The following is a 17,391-nucleotide window of genomic DNA, read 5'->3' as shown; positions in this document are numbered from 1 at the left end:
CGGCTAGTCACCAAGCGGACGCACATCGCCGTTCACAACGTCTTCCTTGCCCGCTGTTCAGCTAGCCCCTCGCCGCGCCAAAAACTCCGCTACAGCAGCCTCCAGCCACCCCGCCGCTCGCATCTTCAAATCGGTGCTACCACACCGCGGGCACACCATAAACCATTCACTCGGCCTCAATGCATCGCTACGCGGGGCGATAGTCTTCTTCCAGTTGCAGTCCTCACACACCAGCGTGAAGGGCTTTGGCTTTATGGGCATGAATGCCTACTCCTGTAGAACGTTACCAAGCATCACTGCCCAACCGGCATCATCCCCTGCAACAACTCCACCTTGCGCCGCAACTGCCCCACATGCTCCCGCTCCGCCCGCACCGCCGCCCTCAGCTCCCGGTTCTCCATCTCCCAAATCTGCAACCAGCGCAAATCCTTCTGGCAGTGCTCCACCTTCTTCCCAAGCTCACCCAGCCTCAACCCCTGCTGAATCAGCACCAACAGAATGATCCCCATCGCCACCAGGGCCCCCGTCGCAACCACTTCCGGCATTGTCATGCTCATATCCTTTGCAGCCCCCGATGTATTCCGAAGACGAGGCAAAGATATGTAATGCATAATTACACGTCTAGAATGTAGACTTATACAGGTAAAGTAATCGCGCACATGGAGAGGGTATGAAACGCAGGCAATCCATCGAGCAGGTACGCTGGGACCTGGCACTTCGCTATCGCCTGATCGAAACCGTTGCCTGGTGGGAAGGCCGGCTGACCACGGGCCACCTGATGCAGAGCTTTGGCATCAGCCGCCAGCAAGCGTCGAAGGACATCAATACCTACATCACCGAGCATGCGCCCGAAAACTTGACGTATGACAAGCAGATCAAGGGCTATGTGCCGAGCGAACAGTTCGAGCCGCTGTTCATCGACAACAGCGCCAGCGCCTATCTGCACCTGCTGTATCAGAACAATGAACGCGCCCCGCACATCGACGGGCTGGCGCTGGCTTATGCGCATACCCGGGTGCTGGAAGTGCCTGATCGCCCCATTCGGCCCGAGGTGCTGCGCCCCTTGCTCAAGGCCTGCCGTGAAGGCCGGCGGCTGGAAACCGAATACGTGTCCTTCAACACCCCCAACGTCGAGGTGCGCCTGATCGCCCCGCACACGCTGGTGTACACCGGCATGCGCTGGCACGTACGGGCCTACTGTGAAAAGAATGGCCAGTATCGCGACTTCGTCCTCAGCCGCCTGCGCGGGCAGCCGGACTTGCTCGACGCCTCGCCGAACACACGCGAGCAGGATGAAGACTGGAATGTCGAAGTGCCGATCATCTTCGAGCCTGATTGGCGCTTGAACGCGGCGCAGAAGGCAATCATCGAAACCGACTACGGCATGACGAATGGGCAACTGGTGGTGCCCAGCCGCAGGGCATTGGTGAAGTATGTGTTGCAGCGGTATCAGATCGACCACCGCAACATGGCGATACTGCCCGAGGCCCAGCAACTGGTGGTCAGCAACCTCCAGGCGCTGGACCCGTGGTTGATGAAGTACTAGCGCCCGGATGTCGGGAGCAGGGGCAATGCCCGCCACGCTGCGGGCGCTACAGCATTGCCCCTCGCCTTACCAGCTATAACTCAACTTGGCCGTAACCTCCCGCCCCGGGTTGTAGTAGTTAGCCGTCCCCGCCCCCACCACATGCTGCTCGTCAAACAGGTTGCTCACATTCAGCGCAAGGTCTGTCCCCTTGGCAATCTTGTAGTTCAGCGCCGCGTCAAACAGTGTGGTGCCGTCGCTTTTCTTGGTGTTGGCAGCATCCATGTAATAGCCACCTACGTACCGAGCCCCCAGACCAACGCTCACATCCGTGTTGGCAATGTCGTAGTAGCTCCACAGCGAGGCCGTATGCTTCGGCGCCACGGTGAATTCCTTGCCCTTGAGCGAAGTGCCGTCATACAGCGCGCCGCGCAGCACCTCCGTTTCCATGTAGGAATAGGCACCGATCAGGCTGAGGTTTTGCGTGACTTGCGCCTTGGCTTCCAGGTCCAGGCCACGTGCCCGTGACTCACCCACCGTCTGCTGCTCGATGATGCCGCTCGGCAGCACGACGGCGATAGTGACGTTTTCCTGGGTCAGGTCATAAACGGCAGCAGAGAACAACGCATCCATGCCCAGTGGCGAGTACTTCACGCCCACTTCGTACTGCCTGCCGGTCTGCGGCGTTACGCCAACCTGCGGAGGCGAAACCGACTCCACCATGCTCACGTAAGTGGAAACTTCATCGTTGACGATGTACGTCAGCGCGCCACGGTAGGACGTTTCAGAGAAGTTGTCGCTTTGCTTGTTCACCCCGCCAACGTACTCCGTGCTGGACAGGTCCATGGAGTCATTACGCACACCCGCTGTTGCGATCAGGCGGTCGTAGAAGGACAGGTTCTGCTGCAGGAACACGGCCTTGGTGGTGGCGTCGTTTTTCTTGCGGGTATAGGGCGTAACACCGCCCGGCACGCCGGTGAATACCGGGTTGGCGATATCGATGGAGGGGGCCAGGCTGTAGACGGAGCTCTGTTTGGTGGTCGAGTCGAGGTATTCCACACCCACCAGGGTGCTGCTGTCGATGTGCTCGAACTGGGCATCGTATTGCAGCATCAGGTTACCGTTGAGCTGGTCGGCATCGCTGTCAGTCCCGAATACATAGCGCGGTATGGTGGTACCCACCCGCGAAGCGCTGTCGCTCAGGTAGACATAGCCAAAGTCATCGCTCAACTCGCTGTAGCGCAGGTTACTGCGCAGCGTAAAGCCGTTGTCGAAGTCGTGGGTGATGTTGCCGCTGAGGCTGGTGCGCTCGACATCGTGGAAGTTGTAGCCGGGCTCGCCGTAGAAATCGCTGCGGTCGTATTCCTTGTCCAGTGGGTAGCCACCGCTGTTTGGCGAGCTGTTGGTCTTCAGGTAGTCGAGGATCACCGTGGCCGAGGTGAAGTCGGTAGGTGCCCAGGTCAGCCCACCCATCACGAAGCGGTTGTCGTCCTGCGAATGGTCGTACTCGCGGTCGCTGTTCTGCATCTTGGCTGTGAAGCGGCCGGCCAAAGTCTGTTCGTCATTCAGGGCGTCACCCACATCGATGCCGGTCTCGGCATGGTCATAGGAGCCATAGGTCACGTAACCCTGGCCAAACTTTTCGAAGCGCGGCTGCTTGGTCACGAAGTTCAACGAGCCACCCGGGTCTGCCGGGCCGAACAGGGTGGAGTTGGCGCCTCGCAGAATTTCGATGCGCTCGTATGCGTAAGGGTCTTCGCGCACACCCCGCATCGAGCTCAAGGTCAGGCCGTCACGGTACGTGGTGGCCTGAAAGCCGCGAATCTGGAAGTAGTCGTTGCGGTCGTCCGAGCCGTAGAAGTCGCTGACCACGCCAGGGGTGTATTGCAGCGCCTCTTCCGTGGTGCTGACACTGCGCTGCTGCATTTCCTTGTTGGTGACCACAGACACCGAAGCTGGCGTGTTGAGGATGCTGGTCGCCACCTTGCCACCTACCCACAGTTCCTTGGCAACCACCGAGTTAATGTCGTCATCGGCACTGGCCTTGACCTTGGAGTTGATGATGATGGGCGCAAGGCGATAGTCCTCAGTCGCACCCAGCTCCAGCGGGCCGGCAGGTTTTGGCTGCGGCACCACCAGGTAGGCAGCAGGGCCTTGCTGTTCAAGCTGCAACTCGGTCCCTTGCAGCAACGACGACAATGCCGACTGGGTATCCAGCGCGCCCTGCACCCCTTGGGTGTTGCGGTTGGCCACGTTCTGCGCTTCGAAAGAAAGGCTGATCCCCGCCTCCCGCGCAAAGCGGTCAAGTGCCGGTGCCAGCGGGCCGGCGGGAATGTTCCACTGCTTGAGCGGGCTGCTGTGTTCAGCGCTCGAAGGCTGCGCCAACGACGGTAGCGCGTAAGTGCTGACAACCAGACCAAAGAGTGCCGCGTGTAGGGCACGATTCAATGGGGTGCGCTGTGAAACCGGGGTAAAACTCATTCTCTCGCTCCGTGTCGGGGGTCGGCTGACTGGCCTGTAATCCGGCCTTATCTACACAAGCCGAACGAGAATGAGAAATTACCTCATTTATTTTTACTGGAGTTCACGCTCCGCCACTACACCCCGACTGCAGCACGGAAATGCGGCCGGATTTCGACATTGAATGAGCCGCAGACGACATCTGGAACATGAACCCCTAGCCAGAAATGCAGGCACAAAAAAACCGGACATTGATCCGGTTTTTTGTGCCTGCCAACACCGACAAAAGCCGGTGAACTCACGCGCTATCGCCAGGGCAATTGCCTTACTGCCAGGTGAACTCAATCACCCCATCGAACGCGCCCCCACCGGTTGCGCATGGCCCCGCGAAGTCACGATCCCCAGGAAGGAAATCACGATCGCCAGGCCCAAGGTCGAACTCACTTCCGCCCGGTGCTCAGGCGTGTACATCATCACCGCCAGTGCCCCGGCGATGAAGATGATCACCGCCCAGGTCATGTACGGGAACAGCCACATACGGAACTTCAGCTCGGTGTTCTCCCGCTCCAGGCGGCGGCGCATGCGCAGCTGCGAGATGGCGATGACCATGTACACCAGCAGGGCGATGGCGCCAGAGCTGGCCAGCAGGAACTCGAACACGCCCTTCGGCGCGAAGTAATTGAGGATGGCGATGGCCGCGCCGATCAGGGTGCTGCCAAACACTGCAGCCCGTGGCACGCCAACCTTGGAGGTCTTGTTGAGGAAGGCCGGGGCGTCACCGCGCTTGGCCAGCGAGTACATCATGCGCGAAGCAATGTAGATCGACGAGTTCATGCAGCTGGTCACGGCCACCAGCACCACCAGGTCGACCATGAACGCCGCATTGGGGATGTTCATGATTTCCAGCGCACGCTGGTACGAGCCCACCACGGCCAATTGCGGGTCGTTCCATGGCACCACCGAGATGATCACGAAGATCGACAGGATATAGAAGGTGCTGATACGCCAGATCACCGAGCGGGTGGCCTTGGCAATGTTGCGCGACGGGTCGCTGGACTCGGACGCAGCGATGGTCACCGCCTCGGTGCCGATGAAGCTGAACATCACGGTAATGAACGCGCCCACCACTGCCGACCAACCCTTCGGCGTAAAGCCGCCGTGCTCGGCCATCAGGCTGCTCAGGCCGCTGACCTCGCGGTTAGGCAGCCGGCCCATCAGCGCGGCAAAGCCCAGGCCGATGAAACCCAGAATCGCCGTTACCTTGAGAATGGCGAACCAGAACTCGAACTCACCGTACTTGGCCACGCTGAACAGGTTGGTGCCAGCGAGCAGCAGTACCGAGGCCAGGGCGAAGATCCAGCTGTCCACCTGCGGGAACCAGGCGTTCAACACATGCCCGGCGGCCAGCGCTTCGATAGGGATCACCAACACCCAGAACCACCAGTACAACCAGCCGATGGTGTAGCCGGCCCAACGGCCGATGGCCTGGTCGGCATAGGTGGAAAACGACCCGGTGTCAGGGTGCGCCACGGCCATTTCGCCGAGCATGCGCATAACCAGAACCACCAGGGTCCCGGCCACGAAATAGGAAATTATGGTAGCTGGCCCGGCCGCCGCGATGGCATGGCCAGAGCCTACGAAAAGTCCGGCGCCGATGATGCCGGCGATGGACAGCATCGTTACATGACGTGGCTTGAAACCTTGTGCAAGGTTGCCATCAGATCCCACGGTGTTCATTGATGTTGTTCTCTTTTTGCTGACACAAGGATGGACGGGCAGGCGTAGGCGAAAATATCTCCTTTCAAATCAATAAGTCGACAGGTTGCTCGCGCGCTGTTGTTGATCTTTGGCACGCATCACAGAGCAAGGTGTCATTGCGGTTCGGGCTTCATTTAAGCCCCGCAAGGCTGTGGGAAATTACACGAGAACGCCCCGGAACTGTTCGATCACGACAGGGCAATTCCATTAACGCCAGATGTCGCGAACGGCATGCCCGATCGCGCCATCGGGCCGTCTGAAGCTTTTGTTTTTCATTTGAATGTGCCAACGGGTCTGGCCACGTTTGAGCGCCCACAAAAAAGCCCCGGTCTCCCGGGGCCTCTGTTGCCAAGGCGTCTGCCTACGCCTGCCCGGTGCGCTCGAAGCGTCGGGCCAGCAACAGGTAAGCGAAGATCCCCAGCACGCCATGGGCGGCCACGAACCAGAGTGCGTTATGGAACGAGCCGGTGCTGGCCACCACATAACCGATCACCAGCGGGGTGACGATACCGGCAACGTTGCCGATGCCATTGAACACACCGCCGCACAGGCCAACCATCTTTTTCGGCGCCACATCCGACAGCACCGCCCAACCCACCGCTGCCAGGCCCTTACCGAAGAAGGCCAGGGTCATCATGGCAATCACCGCCGCGTTGCTATCCATGTAGTTGGCCAACACCAGGCTGGTGGACAGCGCCATGCCAACGATGAACGGGGTCTTGCGCGCTCTGGACGGATGCACGCCACGGCGGATCAGCCAATCGGAAATGAACCCGCCAAGGATGCCGCCCGTGAAACCACAGATGGCCGGCAACGCAGCCACCCAGCCTGCCTCCATGATGGTCATGCCACGGCCCTTGATCAGGTAGATCGGGAACCAGGTGATGAAGAAGTAGGTCAGCGCCGTGATGCAGTACTGGCCCAGGTACACCGCCCACAGGTTGCGACTGGTGAACAGTTGCATCACTTCGGCACGGGTCGGTTTGCTTTGGGTCGCCTTGCGTTCCTTTTCCAGGTCGACCAGCGCGCCGCCTTCACGCATGTAATCCAGCTCTTCGCGGCTCAAGCCTGGCGCGCTGTGCGGTTCGTGGTACAGGCGGAACCACACCACGCTCAGTACCAGCCCCAACACCCCCATCCAGATGAACACCTGCTCCCAACTCAGCGTATGGGTCATCCACGCCATCAGCGGGGCAAATACCACCACAGCCATGTACTGCGCCGAGTTGAACAGCGCCGAGGCGGTTCCACGCTCACGGGTGGGGAACCAGCAACTGACGATGCGCGAGTTGGCCGGGAACGCAGGCGACTCCACCAGGCCCAGCATGAAGCGCATGGAAAACAGCGCGACCGCAGCAGACACACCGGCCAAACCCATCCAGCCGACAGTCCCTTGCAGCAGCGTGAACAGCGACCAGAGGATCAGGCTGATGCCATACACGCGGCGGGCACCGAAGCGGTCGAGCAACCAGCCCCCGGGCACCTGGCCCAGGGCGTAGGCCCAGGCGAACGCAGAAAAGATCATGCCCAGCATGACCGGGTCCAGGCCGAGGTCCTTGAGCACCTCGGTGCCGGTGATCGACAAGGTGGCGCGGTCGGCGTAGTTGATGACGGTGATGACGAAGATCAGCGCCAGGACCAGGAAGCGATGGCGACCGATCCCGGCCACGGCCTGCGGTGCGGCGACGGCGGATTTGCTGTTCATGTGGACCCTCTTGCTTCTCGATGGAAGCGATTGTTCTTGTGAAGAGAAGGTGTGGCCCTTGGGCCTTTGAGCTGCTTGTACTGGCCTCTTCGCGGGCACGCCCGCGAAGAGGCCCTAGCGGTAAACCACCCGATTCGGCGGCATCTCACTCCGGAAGCAAGCCTCCAGATTGCTTAAGACCATGCCCCCCATCTCCAGCCGAGTCTGCAACGTGGCACTACCCCGATGCGGCTGAAGGCTGACCTGGTTGAGGTCACGCAAGGCCGGCGGCACCTGCGGCTCATCGACGAACACGTCCAGCCCGGCGCCGGCGATACGCTGCTCGCGCAATGCCTCGACCAGCGCGTCTTCATCCACCAACTTGCCGCGCGCCACGTTGATCAGGTAACCATTCGGCCCCAGTGCCTCCAGCACCTCGGCCGTTACCAACACCTGCCCGCCATCGGCGGAGGCAGCGACCACCAGCACGTCCACCGACCGCGCCAGCTCGACCAGGCCAGCCTCATAGCGGTAGCCCGTTTCCGGCTGTTCACGCCGCCCGTTGTAGGCAATGCGCATGTCGAATGCCGCCGCACGCCGGGCAATCGCCTTGCCCACCTGGCCAAGCCCGACAATGCCCAGGTCGATACCACTGACCCGCCGCGCCAGCGGCAGGTCGACCTTGCCCCACAAACCATCGCGCACCAGCCGTTCGCCCTCGCCCAAACGGCGCAAGGTGTTGATGATCAGGCCCATCGCCAGGTCAGCCACGTCGGCGGTGAGTACACCCGGTGTTGTGGTGACATGGATGCCGCGGCTGGCTGCATGGCGCAGGTCCACGGCGTCGGTACCGATGCCGCTGATGGCGATGATCTCCAGCGCGGGCAGCTGATCCATCAGCGAATTGGACAGCCCTTTGGCACCGCCAGTGACCACACCGCGAATGCGTGGGCCAACGTCGTTGATCAGCTGTTGCGGGTCGCGCTGTTGATACAGGCGATGCACCTGATAAGCGCTGACCAGCTGGGCATCGATGGCCTCGGGGACTGGCTGGGTCAGCAGCACTTCGATGGCATTTTCCTTCATGTTGAGCATCCGGCAGTTCGAAGACATGACTCGATGCTAGGCCTGCAATTGATACAGGTCTAATATAGATACTGGATCGAATAATTCAGGAATTGAATCATGGAGCTGCACCAGTTGCGCTGCTTCGTGGCCGTTGCCGAAGAGCTGCATTTCGGCCGTGCCGCCACCCGCCTGCACATGACTCAACCGCCGTTGAGCCGGCAGATACAACTGCTGGAACATTCCCTGGGTGTACTGCTGCTTGAGCGTAACAACCGCCAGGCGCGGCTGACCCTGGCGGGCCAGAGCTTTCTTGAAGACGCCCGGCGCATCCTGCAAATCGCCGACTCGGCCAGCCACTCGGCACGGCGCATCGCCCATGGCGAGGCAGGCCGGCTGACTCTGGGCTTCACTGCGGTGGGGGCCTACAGCATGATCCCGCGCTTGCTGGTGCATGCCGGGCAGACGCTGCCGGATATCGAACTGGTGCTCAGCGAACGGGTTTCCAGTACCCAGGTGCATGACCTGGAAGCCGGGCTGATCGATGTCGGCCTGGTGCGCCAGGTGCTGCCCAGTGCGCGCGTGGAGTACCTGCCGATTCACCGCGAACCCTTCGTCGCCGCCCTGCCCGCCGGGCATGCGCTGGCACCGCGCGAGCGGATCAGGCCAAGCGATTTCGATAAGCAGCCTTTCGTGATGTACAGCGCCAACGAAGGGCGCTACTTCCATGACCGCATCGCCAACCTGTTTGCGCGGCATGAAGTGCAGCCGAAGTACCTGCACCAGCTGGGGCAGACGCATTCTATTCTGGGCCTGGTCAATGTGGGGTTGGGGTGTGCGGTGGTACCGGCCTCGGCGCAGGCGCTGCGCCTGGAACAGGTGGTGTTCAGGCCGCTGGTGGGGATGGAGCAGCAGGCGGAGATATTTTTGGCGTACTGCCGGGATAACCCCAACCCGGTACTGGGGGCATTCGTAGAGATGGCGCGGGCCTTCTTTGAAGCAGGATAAAAGGTGATGGCCTCTTCGCGGGCAAGCCCGCGAAGAGGCCGGCAGCTTTAACGCACCAGGCAAGGCCGCTTGTTATCGAAGCTCCACCCCGGAATCAGGAACTGCATCGCCACGCTGTCATCCCGCGCGCCCAGGCCCATGTTGCGGTAGCACTCATGCGCCTTGGCCAGCTGATCCTCATCCAGCTCCACCCCCAGCCCCGGCCGTGCCGGTACCCGTACATGCCCGTCGACAATGCGCAGCGGCTCGCGGGTCAGGCGCTGGCCATCCTGCCAGATCCAGTGGGTGTCGATCGCAGTGATCTCGCCCGGCGCCGCAGCCGCCACCTGGGTGAACATCGCCAGCGAAATGTCGAAGTGGTTGTTCGAATGCGAACCCCAGGTCAGCCCCCAGTCATTGCACATCTGCGCGACACGTACCGAACCCTGCAAGGTCCAGAAGTGCGGGTCGGCCAGCGGGATGTCTACCGACTGCAACTGGATCGCATGGCCCATCTGCCGCCAGTCGGTGGCGATCATGTTGGTGGCGGTGGGCAGGCCGGTGGCACGGCGGAACTCAGCCATCACCTCACGGCCCGAGTAACCGTTCTCGGCACCGCACGGGTCTTCGGCGTAGGCCAGCACGTCGTGCTTGTCGCGGCACAGGGCAATGGCTTCCTTCAACGACCACGCACCGTTCGGGTCGAGGGTAATACGGGCTTCGGGGAAGCGCTCGGCCAGGGCCGTTACCGCCTCCATCTCTTCTTCTCCCCGCAGTACACCGCCCTTGAGCTTGAAGTCACTGAAGCCATAACGCGCCTTGGCGGCCTCGGCCAGGCGCACCACTGCTTCCGGGGTCAGGGCCTTTTCGTGGCGCACGCGGAACCAGTCATCCTCGGCATCGGCTTCGTTGCGGTAGGCCAGGTCGGTCTGCTGGCGGTCGCCGATGTAGAACAGGTAACCCAGCATCTTCACGGCATCGCGTTGCTGCCCTTCACCCAGCAATGCCGCCATCGGCACGTTGAGGTGTTGGCCGAGCAGGTCGAGCAGCGCCGATTCGATGGCGGTTACCGCATGCACGGTAATGCGCAGGTCGAAGGTTTGCAGCCCGCGCCCCGCCGAGTCGCGGTTGGCGAAGGTCTGGCGCATGGCATTGAGCACGCGCTGGTAATGGCCGATCGGCTGGCCGACCACCAGGCTGCGGGCGTCTTCCAGGGTTTGCCGAATTTTTTCCCCACCCGGCACTTCACCCAGCCCGGTGTTGCCAGCGCTGTCGCGCAGCACCACTACGTTGCGGGTAAAGAACGGGCCATGGGCGCCACTGAGGTTGAGCAGCATGCTGTCATGGCCAGCCACAGGGATCACGCGCAGGTCGGTGACCACTGGGGTGCTGGTGTGAACGGCGGGATTGGTCTGCATATTCATGGTTGTTGTCTCGCAGTCATCAGTGGGTCTGGCCTAGGGCCGAACGGGCCTTGAGGTCGTCAGAAGGGGCGCCCTTCGGGCGAGTGCGTACAAAGAAGATGGCTATGGCCGCCAGCACCGAGGTCACCGCCAGGCCATACAGGCCGCCTTGGATCGAGCCGGTCTGCTGCTCCAGAAAACCGAAGGTGGTAGGGGCGACGAAGCCACCAAGGTTGCCGACCGAGTTGATCAGGGCGATCACGGCCGCCGCGATGCGGGCGTCCAGGTAACCCTGTGGAATCGGCCAGAACAGAGACGACGCCGACTTGAAACCGATGGCGGCGAAGCACACGGCCACGAAGGCAAACACCGGCCCGCCGGTGGTGGACACGAACATGCCGATGGCAGCGACCACCAGCGCCCCGGCCACCCACGCCTGCTGGAACTTCCAGCGCGCAGAACCGGCAGCGAAGGCATACATGGCCAGGATCGAGATCAGCCACGGGATCGAGTTGAAGAAGCCTACCTGCAAGTCGCTGAGGTCACCCATGCGCTTGATGATGCTCGGCAACCAGAAGGTGGCAGCGTAGATAGTCAGCTGGATGCAGAAGTAGATGAGGCAGAACAGGACAATCTGGCGGTCCTTCAGCAGGCTCCAGGCCGATGGTTTGACCGCCCCCACCGCTTCGCGCTCTCGCTGCTCGCGGTCGATGGTAGCCACGAGCGCGTCTTGCTCGGCCTGGCTCAACCACTTGGCATCCTGTGGTTTGGAATCCAGCCAGAAGAACACGAAAAAGCACAGCACCACCGAGGCCATGCCTTCGATGAACAGCATCCACTGCCAGCCATGCATACCCAGGCCCTGAATCTGCATCAGCGCACCGGCCAGCGGCCCGGAAATCAGCGAGGCCAGCGCCGAGCCGCTGAGGAAGATGGCAATCGCCTTGCCACGCTCCGCACCTGGCAGCCAGCGGGTGAAGTAGTAGATCACACCGGGGAAAAAGCCCGCTTCGGCAACACCCAGCAAAAAGCGCAGCACGTAGAACTGAGTTTCGTTCTGCACAAAGGCCATGGCCGTGGCCACCAGCCCCCAGGTGAACATGATGCGCGTCAGCCAAAGCCGCGCGCCCACCTTCTGCAGCAACATGTTCGAAGGCACTTCGAACAAGGCGTAGCCAATGAAGAACAAGCCGGCACCAAAACCATAAGCCGCGGCACTGATGCCCAGGTCGCTTTCCAGGTGCGGGCGGATGAAACCGATATTGACGCGGTCGAGGTAGTTGACGATGAACATGATGACGAACAGCGGCAGGACGTGGCGCTTGACCTTGGCCACGGCACTAGCCAACGCGTCGCCTTCAGTCCGGGCAGACGGAGCGAGGGTGTCGTTCACTTGTGAATCTCCCACTAATTGTTTTTGTGCGGGTCTGGGTTGTCTGACATGGCAGTGGGATGAGCATATGCCCAGCGAAGTTGTACGACAAGATCAACAACGTCGACAAATAGGCAAAATACAAGCTGTCACAATGCCAAATTGCTGCGATCGTGCAAAATCAAAGTGGCTACGCGTGGGATTGGCGACAGGAAAAAACGGCAAAAAATATTTTTATGGTTTAACTTGTCGTACAAGCACAACAAGAAGTGGCGCACACCATGGACCCCGAACACACGCACAAACGCGGCCATAGCCGCGCCCATGACCTGGTCTCCAGCCTGACCCAACAGATTTTGTTGGGCACCTTCAGGCCTGGGGACAAATTGCCCTCGGAGAACACCCTGGTGCGCGAGCATGGCGTCAGCCGCACGGTGGTGCGTGAAGCCTTGTCGAAATTGCAGGCCTCGGGGCTGGTGGAGCCGCGCCACGGTATCGGTACCTTCGTGATGGAGCGCCAGCCGCAGGCGGGGCTGCGCATCGGCGCGGAGAGCGCAGCCAATGTGCGCGACCTGCTGGAGCTGCGCATTGGCCTGGAAGGCCAGGCCGCGGCTCTGGCCGCGCTGCGCCGTGACGAGGGGCACCTGGCTCGCATGCGCCAGGCACTGGATGACTACCAGGACCTGGCGGCAGCCGGTGACAGCTGCATCGAGGCGGACCGGCGCTTCCACCTGTTGATTGCCGAGGCCACCGGTAACCTGTACTTCACCGAGATGCTACTGCAACTGGGCAACAGCCTGATCCCCCGCAACCGCATGGCGCTGGCCGAACGCGGTGGGGCGAAGCTGGCGCGGCAGGCTTACCTGGCGAACCTGGAGCATGAGGCCGTGCTCAATGCCATCCGCCGGCAAGACCCGGATGCAGCGCGGGCGGCGATCTGCCTGCACCTGTCCAACAGCCGTGACCGGTTGCTGCCGGATTAGATGTTGTGCCCACCCGGCCGTTACATCCGGCCGGCTCACCTCACCAGGTCAGGCAAATCTTGCCGAAATGCCGGTTGCTTTCCTGGTAACGGAACGCCTCGACGATCTGCTCCAGCTCGAAGTGCTTGTCCACCACTGGCCGCAGACCGTTGGCATCGATTGCCCGCACCATCGCCTGTTGCTGCGCGCGGCTGCCCACCAGCACACCTTGCAGGCGAATTTGTCGCACCAGCGCCTGTACCAGCGGCAACTGCCCCGCCACACCGGTGAGGATGCCGATCAGCGACACATGCCCACCAATGCGCGCGGCAATCATCGACTGCTCCAACGTCGCCGGGCCGCCCACTTCAATCACATGATCGACGCCGCGATTACCGGTCAGCTCGCGCACTTTTTCCCCCCAGGCCGGGGTGCTCTTGTAATTGATAAGGTGATCGGCACCCAGGGCCTTGAGGCGCTCCAACTTGGCATCGCTGGACGAGGTGGCGATTACCGTCGCGCCGGCCAGCTTGGCGAACTGCAGGGCGAAGATCGACACGCCACCCGTGCCCTGTACCAGCACCGTGTCGCCCGGCTTGAGGTGGTCATCGCTCATCAACGCACGCCAGGCGGTAAGGCCGGCTGTAGTCAGCGTAGCCGCCTCGGCGTGGCTGAAGCCCTTGGGTGCCAGGGTAAACGCGGTAGCGCGGGCAGTGACCTGTTCACGGGCATAACCATCGATGCCGTCGCCGGGCACTCTGGCAAAGCCTTCGACATTGGCCTGGCCGTCGAGCCAGTCGGGGAAAAAGGTGCTGACCACGTGGTCGCCAACCTGGAACTCGGTGACACCAGCCCCCACCGCGACCACTTCGCCGGCGCCATCGGCCATGGGGATGCGCCGCTCGCTCGGGCCCCACATGCCGCTGACCACGGCGAAGTCGTGGTAGTTGAGGGAGCTGGCGTGCAAGCGCACGGTGATCTCGCCGGCCTCGGGCGCGGCAGCCTCGCGGGTGCCGACCTCGACCTTGTCGTAGCCGCCGCCGGGTTGTACGTAGATGGCTTTGCTGGTCATGGGTGGGTCTCCGTATCAGGGGAAAGAGTGGAGTTCAGCATAGACAGGTCAGGCCCTTTCGCGGGCATGCCCGCCAAAGGGCCCGTACAGGCGACACAACGGTCAACCCAGCATCACCTTCAATTTCCGGCAATCGGCAGCATGCCAATCCACCAGCTCCGGCCATGGGTTATCCGGCAAGTTCACCAGCACCGTCCGCGCACCCGCCGCGCGCCCGCAGTCCAGGTCGAACCGGTAATCCCCCACCATCACCAGCTCGCTCGGCGCCACGCCCCAGGCACTGGCAATCTTCAGCAACCCATCCGGGCTCGGCTTAGGTGCGGCCTCGTCACGTCCCAGAATGTGCTCCACCGGGAAGCAGTCCGCCAGGCCGATGGCCTCCAGCGTCACATGCGCCAGCTCACGTGCATTGCGGGTGAGAATACCCAGCCGGCAACCACGCTCGGCCAACTCACGCACCAGCTCCACCGCCCCGGAGGCCGCCGTGGAGGCGAGCGCCAGGTCGCGTTCGTGCTCCAGCAGCCAGGCATGCTTGGCCGCCGCTTCGTCTGCCGGCAAGGCCGCCAGGTGGGTGAGGATGTCGTGCTCGGCCGGGATGTCCAGCGCCACGCGTATGGCGGCGAAATCGTGCACGGCCACGGTCAGGGTGCCGTCCATGTCGAACACCCAGTTGCGTACCTCGCCCAGGCTCATGCCCAGTCCTTACGGTGGCGAATCAGGCCTTCCTGGCTCGACGATGCCACCAGTTGCCCGGCCTGGTTGAAGATGCTGCCACGGCAGAAACCACGGGAATTACCGGCCCACGGGCTGTCGGTGGCGTACAGCAGCCACTCGTCGGCACGCAGGTTGCCATGGAACCACAGCGAATGGTCGAGGCTGGCGATCTGCATGTCGCGCTGCCACACCGATTTGCCATGCGGCAACAATGACGTGGTCAGCAGGCCGAAGTCCGAGGCGTAGGCCAGCATGTACTTGTGCAGGGCAGGTACGTCGGGCAGGTTGCCGTCGGCGCGGAACCAGGCGTACTTCACCGGGTCGCCAGGCTTGGGGTTGAACGGGTCGCGCTCGGTGACCGGGCGAATTTCGATCGGCTTGGCGCACAGCACCTTGTCGCGAATGCGCTCTGGCAGCTGGTCGGCCATGGCGCGGGCCAGCTCCACCTCGGTGGGCAGGTTTTCCGGGCCGACCACGTCTGGCATCTGCGCCTGGTGCTCGAAACCTTCCTCGTCGTACTGGAACGACGCGCTGCAGGTGAAGATGGTCTGGCCCTTCTGAATCGCCGTCACCCGCCGGGTGCTGAAGCTGCCGCCATCGCGCACGCGGTCAACCGAGTACACCACCGGCAGGCTGGCATCGCCCGGGCGCAGGAAGTAGCCGTGCAACGAATGCACATGGCGAGCGTCCTCGACCGTCTGGCTGGCCGCCGACAAGGACTGGCCCAGCACTTGCCCACCGTACAGCTGGCGGAAGCCCAGGTCCTGGCTACGTCCACGGAACAGGTTCTCCTCGATGGCTTCGAGGCTCAACAGGTCGACCAGGTCGTCCAACACATGACTCATTGGGGGTTCTCCTCGCAAGGCAACACGTCTCTACAGCGCTCTTTGATAAGGGCAAATGATACAGGGTTTGTCATTCGCGCCGGGCATGGCCGTGCATTCAGGCACGCAGGGTCTTTTCCCAGTGTGCGCGGTCGATGCGGTACAGCACATGCGGGCGCAGCGGGTGGCCCTCGGGCAGGCGGGGGTGTTCGAAGCTGCCGTTCAGGTCCTGCTGCATGCCAATGGCCTGCATCACCTTCTGCGACGGCAGGTTGCTCTCGCTAGTGAACGACACCACCTCTTCCAGGCGCAATTGGGCGAAAGCACAACGCAGGCAGGTCCACGCCGCCTCGCTGGCGAAACCCAGGCCCCAGTGCCGCCGTGCCAGGCGCCAGCCAATCTCCACAGCCGGCGCAAAATCGGCATCGAAGCCGACATGCAACAACCCGGTCATGCCGATGAACGCACCGCTGTCCTTGCGCTCCAGCGCCCATAAACCAAAACCGTACTCGTTGAAGTGCCCACGCACGCGGCCAATCAGTGCAGCCGCTTCAAGGCACGTCAGCGGCGCCGGGAAGTAGCGCATTACCTGGGGGTCTGCACACAGCGCGGCGAACTCGCGCAGGTCGTCGTCATGCCATTGGCGCAGCACCAGCCGTGCGCTTTCCAGTTCAAGAATGGGGGTCATCGGGCCTGCTCCGGTTTTGCCGTGTTGCAGTTTACAGCGTAGGCGCGGGCGCAGGTTTCACCCAGCCGTCATCAGCCGAATGCAATTTTCACATGCCCTTCACTGCCTCCCGACAGGGCGCTTGCCAGGATGCCGCCATCACTGCCGCGCAAGGCGCGGCCATGCCAAATGGAGCAACGCATGCAATCGAGCAATACCCTGGGGCACCCTGCCATCCACGCCCGGCGCAAGCGACGCCTGTCCCGCAAAGCCCTCGGTGCCGCTCTTGGCCTGTGCATGGTCGTGGCGGCATTGACCACCTGGCTGGCGACGAGGACGCACATCGTGGACCTTGGCAACGAGCAACAACTGAGTGACAGCGGCCTGCTGCAGGATTGGGCCGATGGCGCAGTGATCGTGATGATCCGCCACGCCGAACGCTGCGACAGCGCGCCCGGCCCCTGCCTGGACGACCCCACCGGCATCACCGTGGCTGGCAGCCAGGCCGCTGGCCGCGTTGGCCAGGGGCTGCACCAGTTGGGCCTGGACAATGCCGACCTGCTCAGCAGCCCGAAACTGCGTACCCGGCAAACCGCGCACTTCATCCTCGGCCAGGCGGTAGCCAGCGAGGACTGGCTGGAAGGTTGCGACAAGCAATTCGCCAGTGAGGCATTGGCCCATAAACGGCCCGGGCATAACCTGGTGCTGGTAACCCACAACGGCTGCATCGACCATTTCGCTCGCCAGCAGAACGTTGTGGGTGGCGAGCGTGAAAGCGGCTATGCCAGCGCCCTGTTCGTGTCGGTGGATGGCAACGGCAAGGCGCGTATCCTCGGGCGCCTGAACGAGCCAGACTGGCAACGCGTATTGGCCAGCGCCGGGCGATAACTGGCAAGAT

The 17,391-nt window shown here is 62.2% G+C and carries 15 protein-coding genes; 4 read left to right on the top strand and 11 right to left on the bottom strand.

The genetic code is table 11. The annotated features are described in order from the left end of the window. Nucleotides 1–293: 293 nt before the first annotated feature. Nucleotides 294–551 carry a hypothetical protein gene (locus D8767_RS04295; RefSeq protein ID WP_016712113.1) on the bottom strand — a complete coding sequence of 86 codons (258 nt, stop codon included), beginning with the start codon at nt 549–551 and terminating at the stop codon, nt 294–296. A 119-nt stretch (nt 552–670) separates the two neighbouring features. Here D8767_RS04295 and D8767_RS04290 point away from each other — a divergent pair, with 119 nt between their 5' ends. Continuing rightward, a complete protein-coding gene (locus D8767_RS04290; RefSeq protein ID WP_016712114.1) occupies nt 671–1,546 on the top strand; it encodes a WYL domain-containing protein in 876 nt (291 codons plus the stop codon). A gap of 66 nt (nt 1,547–1,612) precedes the next feature. On the opposite strand, the gene D8767_RS04285 is transcribed toward D8767_RS04290, so the two are convergent. The 4 genes from D8767_RS04285 to D8767_RS04270 all read right to left on the bottom strand — a co-directional run bounded on the left by D8767_RS04285 (nt 1,613) and on the right by D8767_RS04270 (nt 8,513). After that, nucleotides 1,613–4,006, bottom strand: a complete 2,394-nt coding sequence (locus D8767_RS04285; RefSeq protein WP_016712115.1) for a TonB-dependent siderophore receptor — start codon at nt 4,004–4,006, stop codon at nt 1,613–1,615. Nucleotides 4,007–4,330: 324 nt separating this feature from the next. Beyond that, nucleotides 4,331–5,722, bottom strand: a complete 1,392-nt coding sequence (gene gabP / locus D8767_RS04280) for a GABA permease (protein WP_121757804.1) — start codon at nt 5,720–5,722, stop codon at nt 4,331–4,333. A 382-nt stretch (nt 5,723–6,104) separates the two neighbouring features. After that, on the bottom strand, nt 6,105–7,448 hold the full coding sequence (locus tag D8767_RS04275; RefSeq protein WP_016712117.1) for an MFS transporter: 1,344 nt from the start codon (nt 7,446–7,448) through the stop codon (nt 6,105–6,107). Between the two features lie 114 nt (nt 7,449–7,562). Next, nucleotides 7,563–8,513 carry a 2-hydroxyacid dehydrogenase gene (locus D8767_RS04270; protein WP_063977369.1) on the bottom strand — a complete coding sequence of 317 codons (951 nt, stop codon included), beginning with the start codon at nt 8,511–8,513 and terminating at the stop codon, nt 7,563–7,565. 99 nt (nt 8,514–8,612) lie between these two features. Here D8767_RS04270 and D8767_RS04265 point away from each other — a divergent pair, with 99 nt between their 5' ends. Beyond that, nucleotides 8,613–9,500: a LysR substrate-binding domain-containing protein gene (locus D8767_RS04265; RefSeq protein WP_016712121.1), complete on the top strand. Its 888-nt coding sequence runs from the start codon at nt 8,613–8,615 to the stop codon at nt 9,498–9,500. Between the two features lie 47 nt (nt 9,501–9,547). Here the strand turns inward: D8767_RS04265 and gudD are convergent, their stop codons facing one another. Together gudD and D8767_RS04255 are read right to left on the bottom strand one after the other, a co-directional pair. Further along, nucleotides 9,548–10,903 carry a glucarate dehydratase gene (gene gudD / locus D8767_RS04260; protein WP_016712122.1) on the bottom strand — a complete coding sequence of 452 codons (1,356 nt, stop codon included), beginning with the start codon at nt 10,901–10,903 and terminating at the stop codon, nt 9,548–9,550. Nucleotides 10,904–10,922: 19 nt separating this feature from the next. Further along, a complete protein-coding gene (locus tag D8767_RS04255; protein ID WP_016712123.1) occupies nt 10,923–12,275 on the bottom strand; it encodes an MFS transporter in 1,353 nt (450 codons plus the stop codon). Nucleotides 12,276–12,535: 260 nt separating this feature from the next. Here D8767_RS04255 and D8767_RS04250 point away from each other — a divergent pair, with 260 nt between their 5' ends. Next, complete coding sequence (locus D8767_RS04250) at nt 12,536–13,237, top strand: FadR/GntR family transcriptional regulator (protein ID WP_016712124.1); 702 nt, start codon at nt 12,536–12,538, stop codon at nt 13,235–13,237. Between the two features lie 40 nt (nt 13,238–13,277). On the opposite strand, the gene D8767_RS04245 is transcribed toward D8767_RS04250, so the two are convergent. The 4 genes from D8767_RS04245 to D8767_RS04230 form a co-directional block, all read right to left on the bottom strand. Further along, nucleotides 13,278–14,288: an NAD(P)-dependent alcohol dehydrogenase gene (locus D8767_RS04245; RefSeq protein ID WP_016712125.1), complete on the bottom strand. Its 1,011-nt coding sequence runs from the start codon at nt 14,286–14,288 to the stop codon at nt 13,278–13,280. Between the two features lie 102 nt (nt 14,289–14,390). Further along, a complete protein-coding gene (locus D8767_RS04240; protein WP_016712126.1) occupies nt 14,391–14,981 on the bottom strand; it encodes an HAD family hydrolase in 591 nt (196 codons plus the stop codon). After that, nucleotides 14,978–15,847, bottom strand: a complete 870-nt coding sequence (gene tesB, locus D8767_RS04235; RefSeq protein WP_016712127.1) for an acyl-CoA thioesterase II — start codon at nt 15,845–15,847, stop codon at nt 14,978–14,980. The genes D8767_RS04240 and tesB overlap by 4 nt, the downstream gene beginning before the upstream one ends. Nucleotides 15,848–15,944: 97 nt before the next feature. After that, nucleotides 15,945–16,514: a GNAT family N-acetyltransferase gene (locus tag D8767_RS04230; protein ID WP_016712128.1), complete on the bottom strand. Its 570-nt coding sequence runs from the start codon at nt 16,512–16,514 to the stop codon at nt 15,945–15,947. A gap of 180 nt (nt 16,515–16,694) precedes the next feature. Between D8767_RS04230 and D8767_RS04225 the strand changes: the two genes are divergently transcribed. Beyond that, nucleotides 16,695–17,381, top strand: coding sequence for a histidine phosphatase family protein (locus D8767_RS04225; protein WP_016712130.1), 687 nt, complete (start codon nt 16,695–16,697; stop codon nt 17,379–17,381). Nucleotides 17,382–17,391: the final 10 nt, after the last annotated feature.

Source organism: Pseudomonas sp. LTGT-11-2Z, assembly GCF_003691445.1.
GTDB lineage: Bacteria > Pseudomonadota > Gammaproteobacteria > Pseudomonadales > Pseudomonadaceae > Aquipseudomonas > Aquipseudomonas monteilii.
The sequence above is the reverse complement of the archived record's forward strand: the minus strand, read 5'-3'. Positions and strand labels throughout refer to the sequence as shown.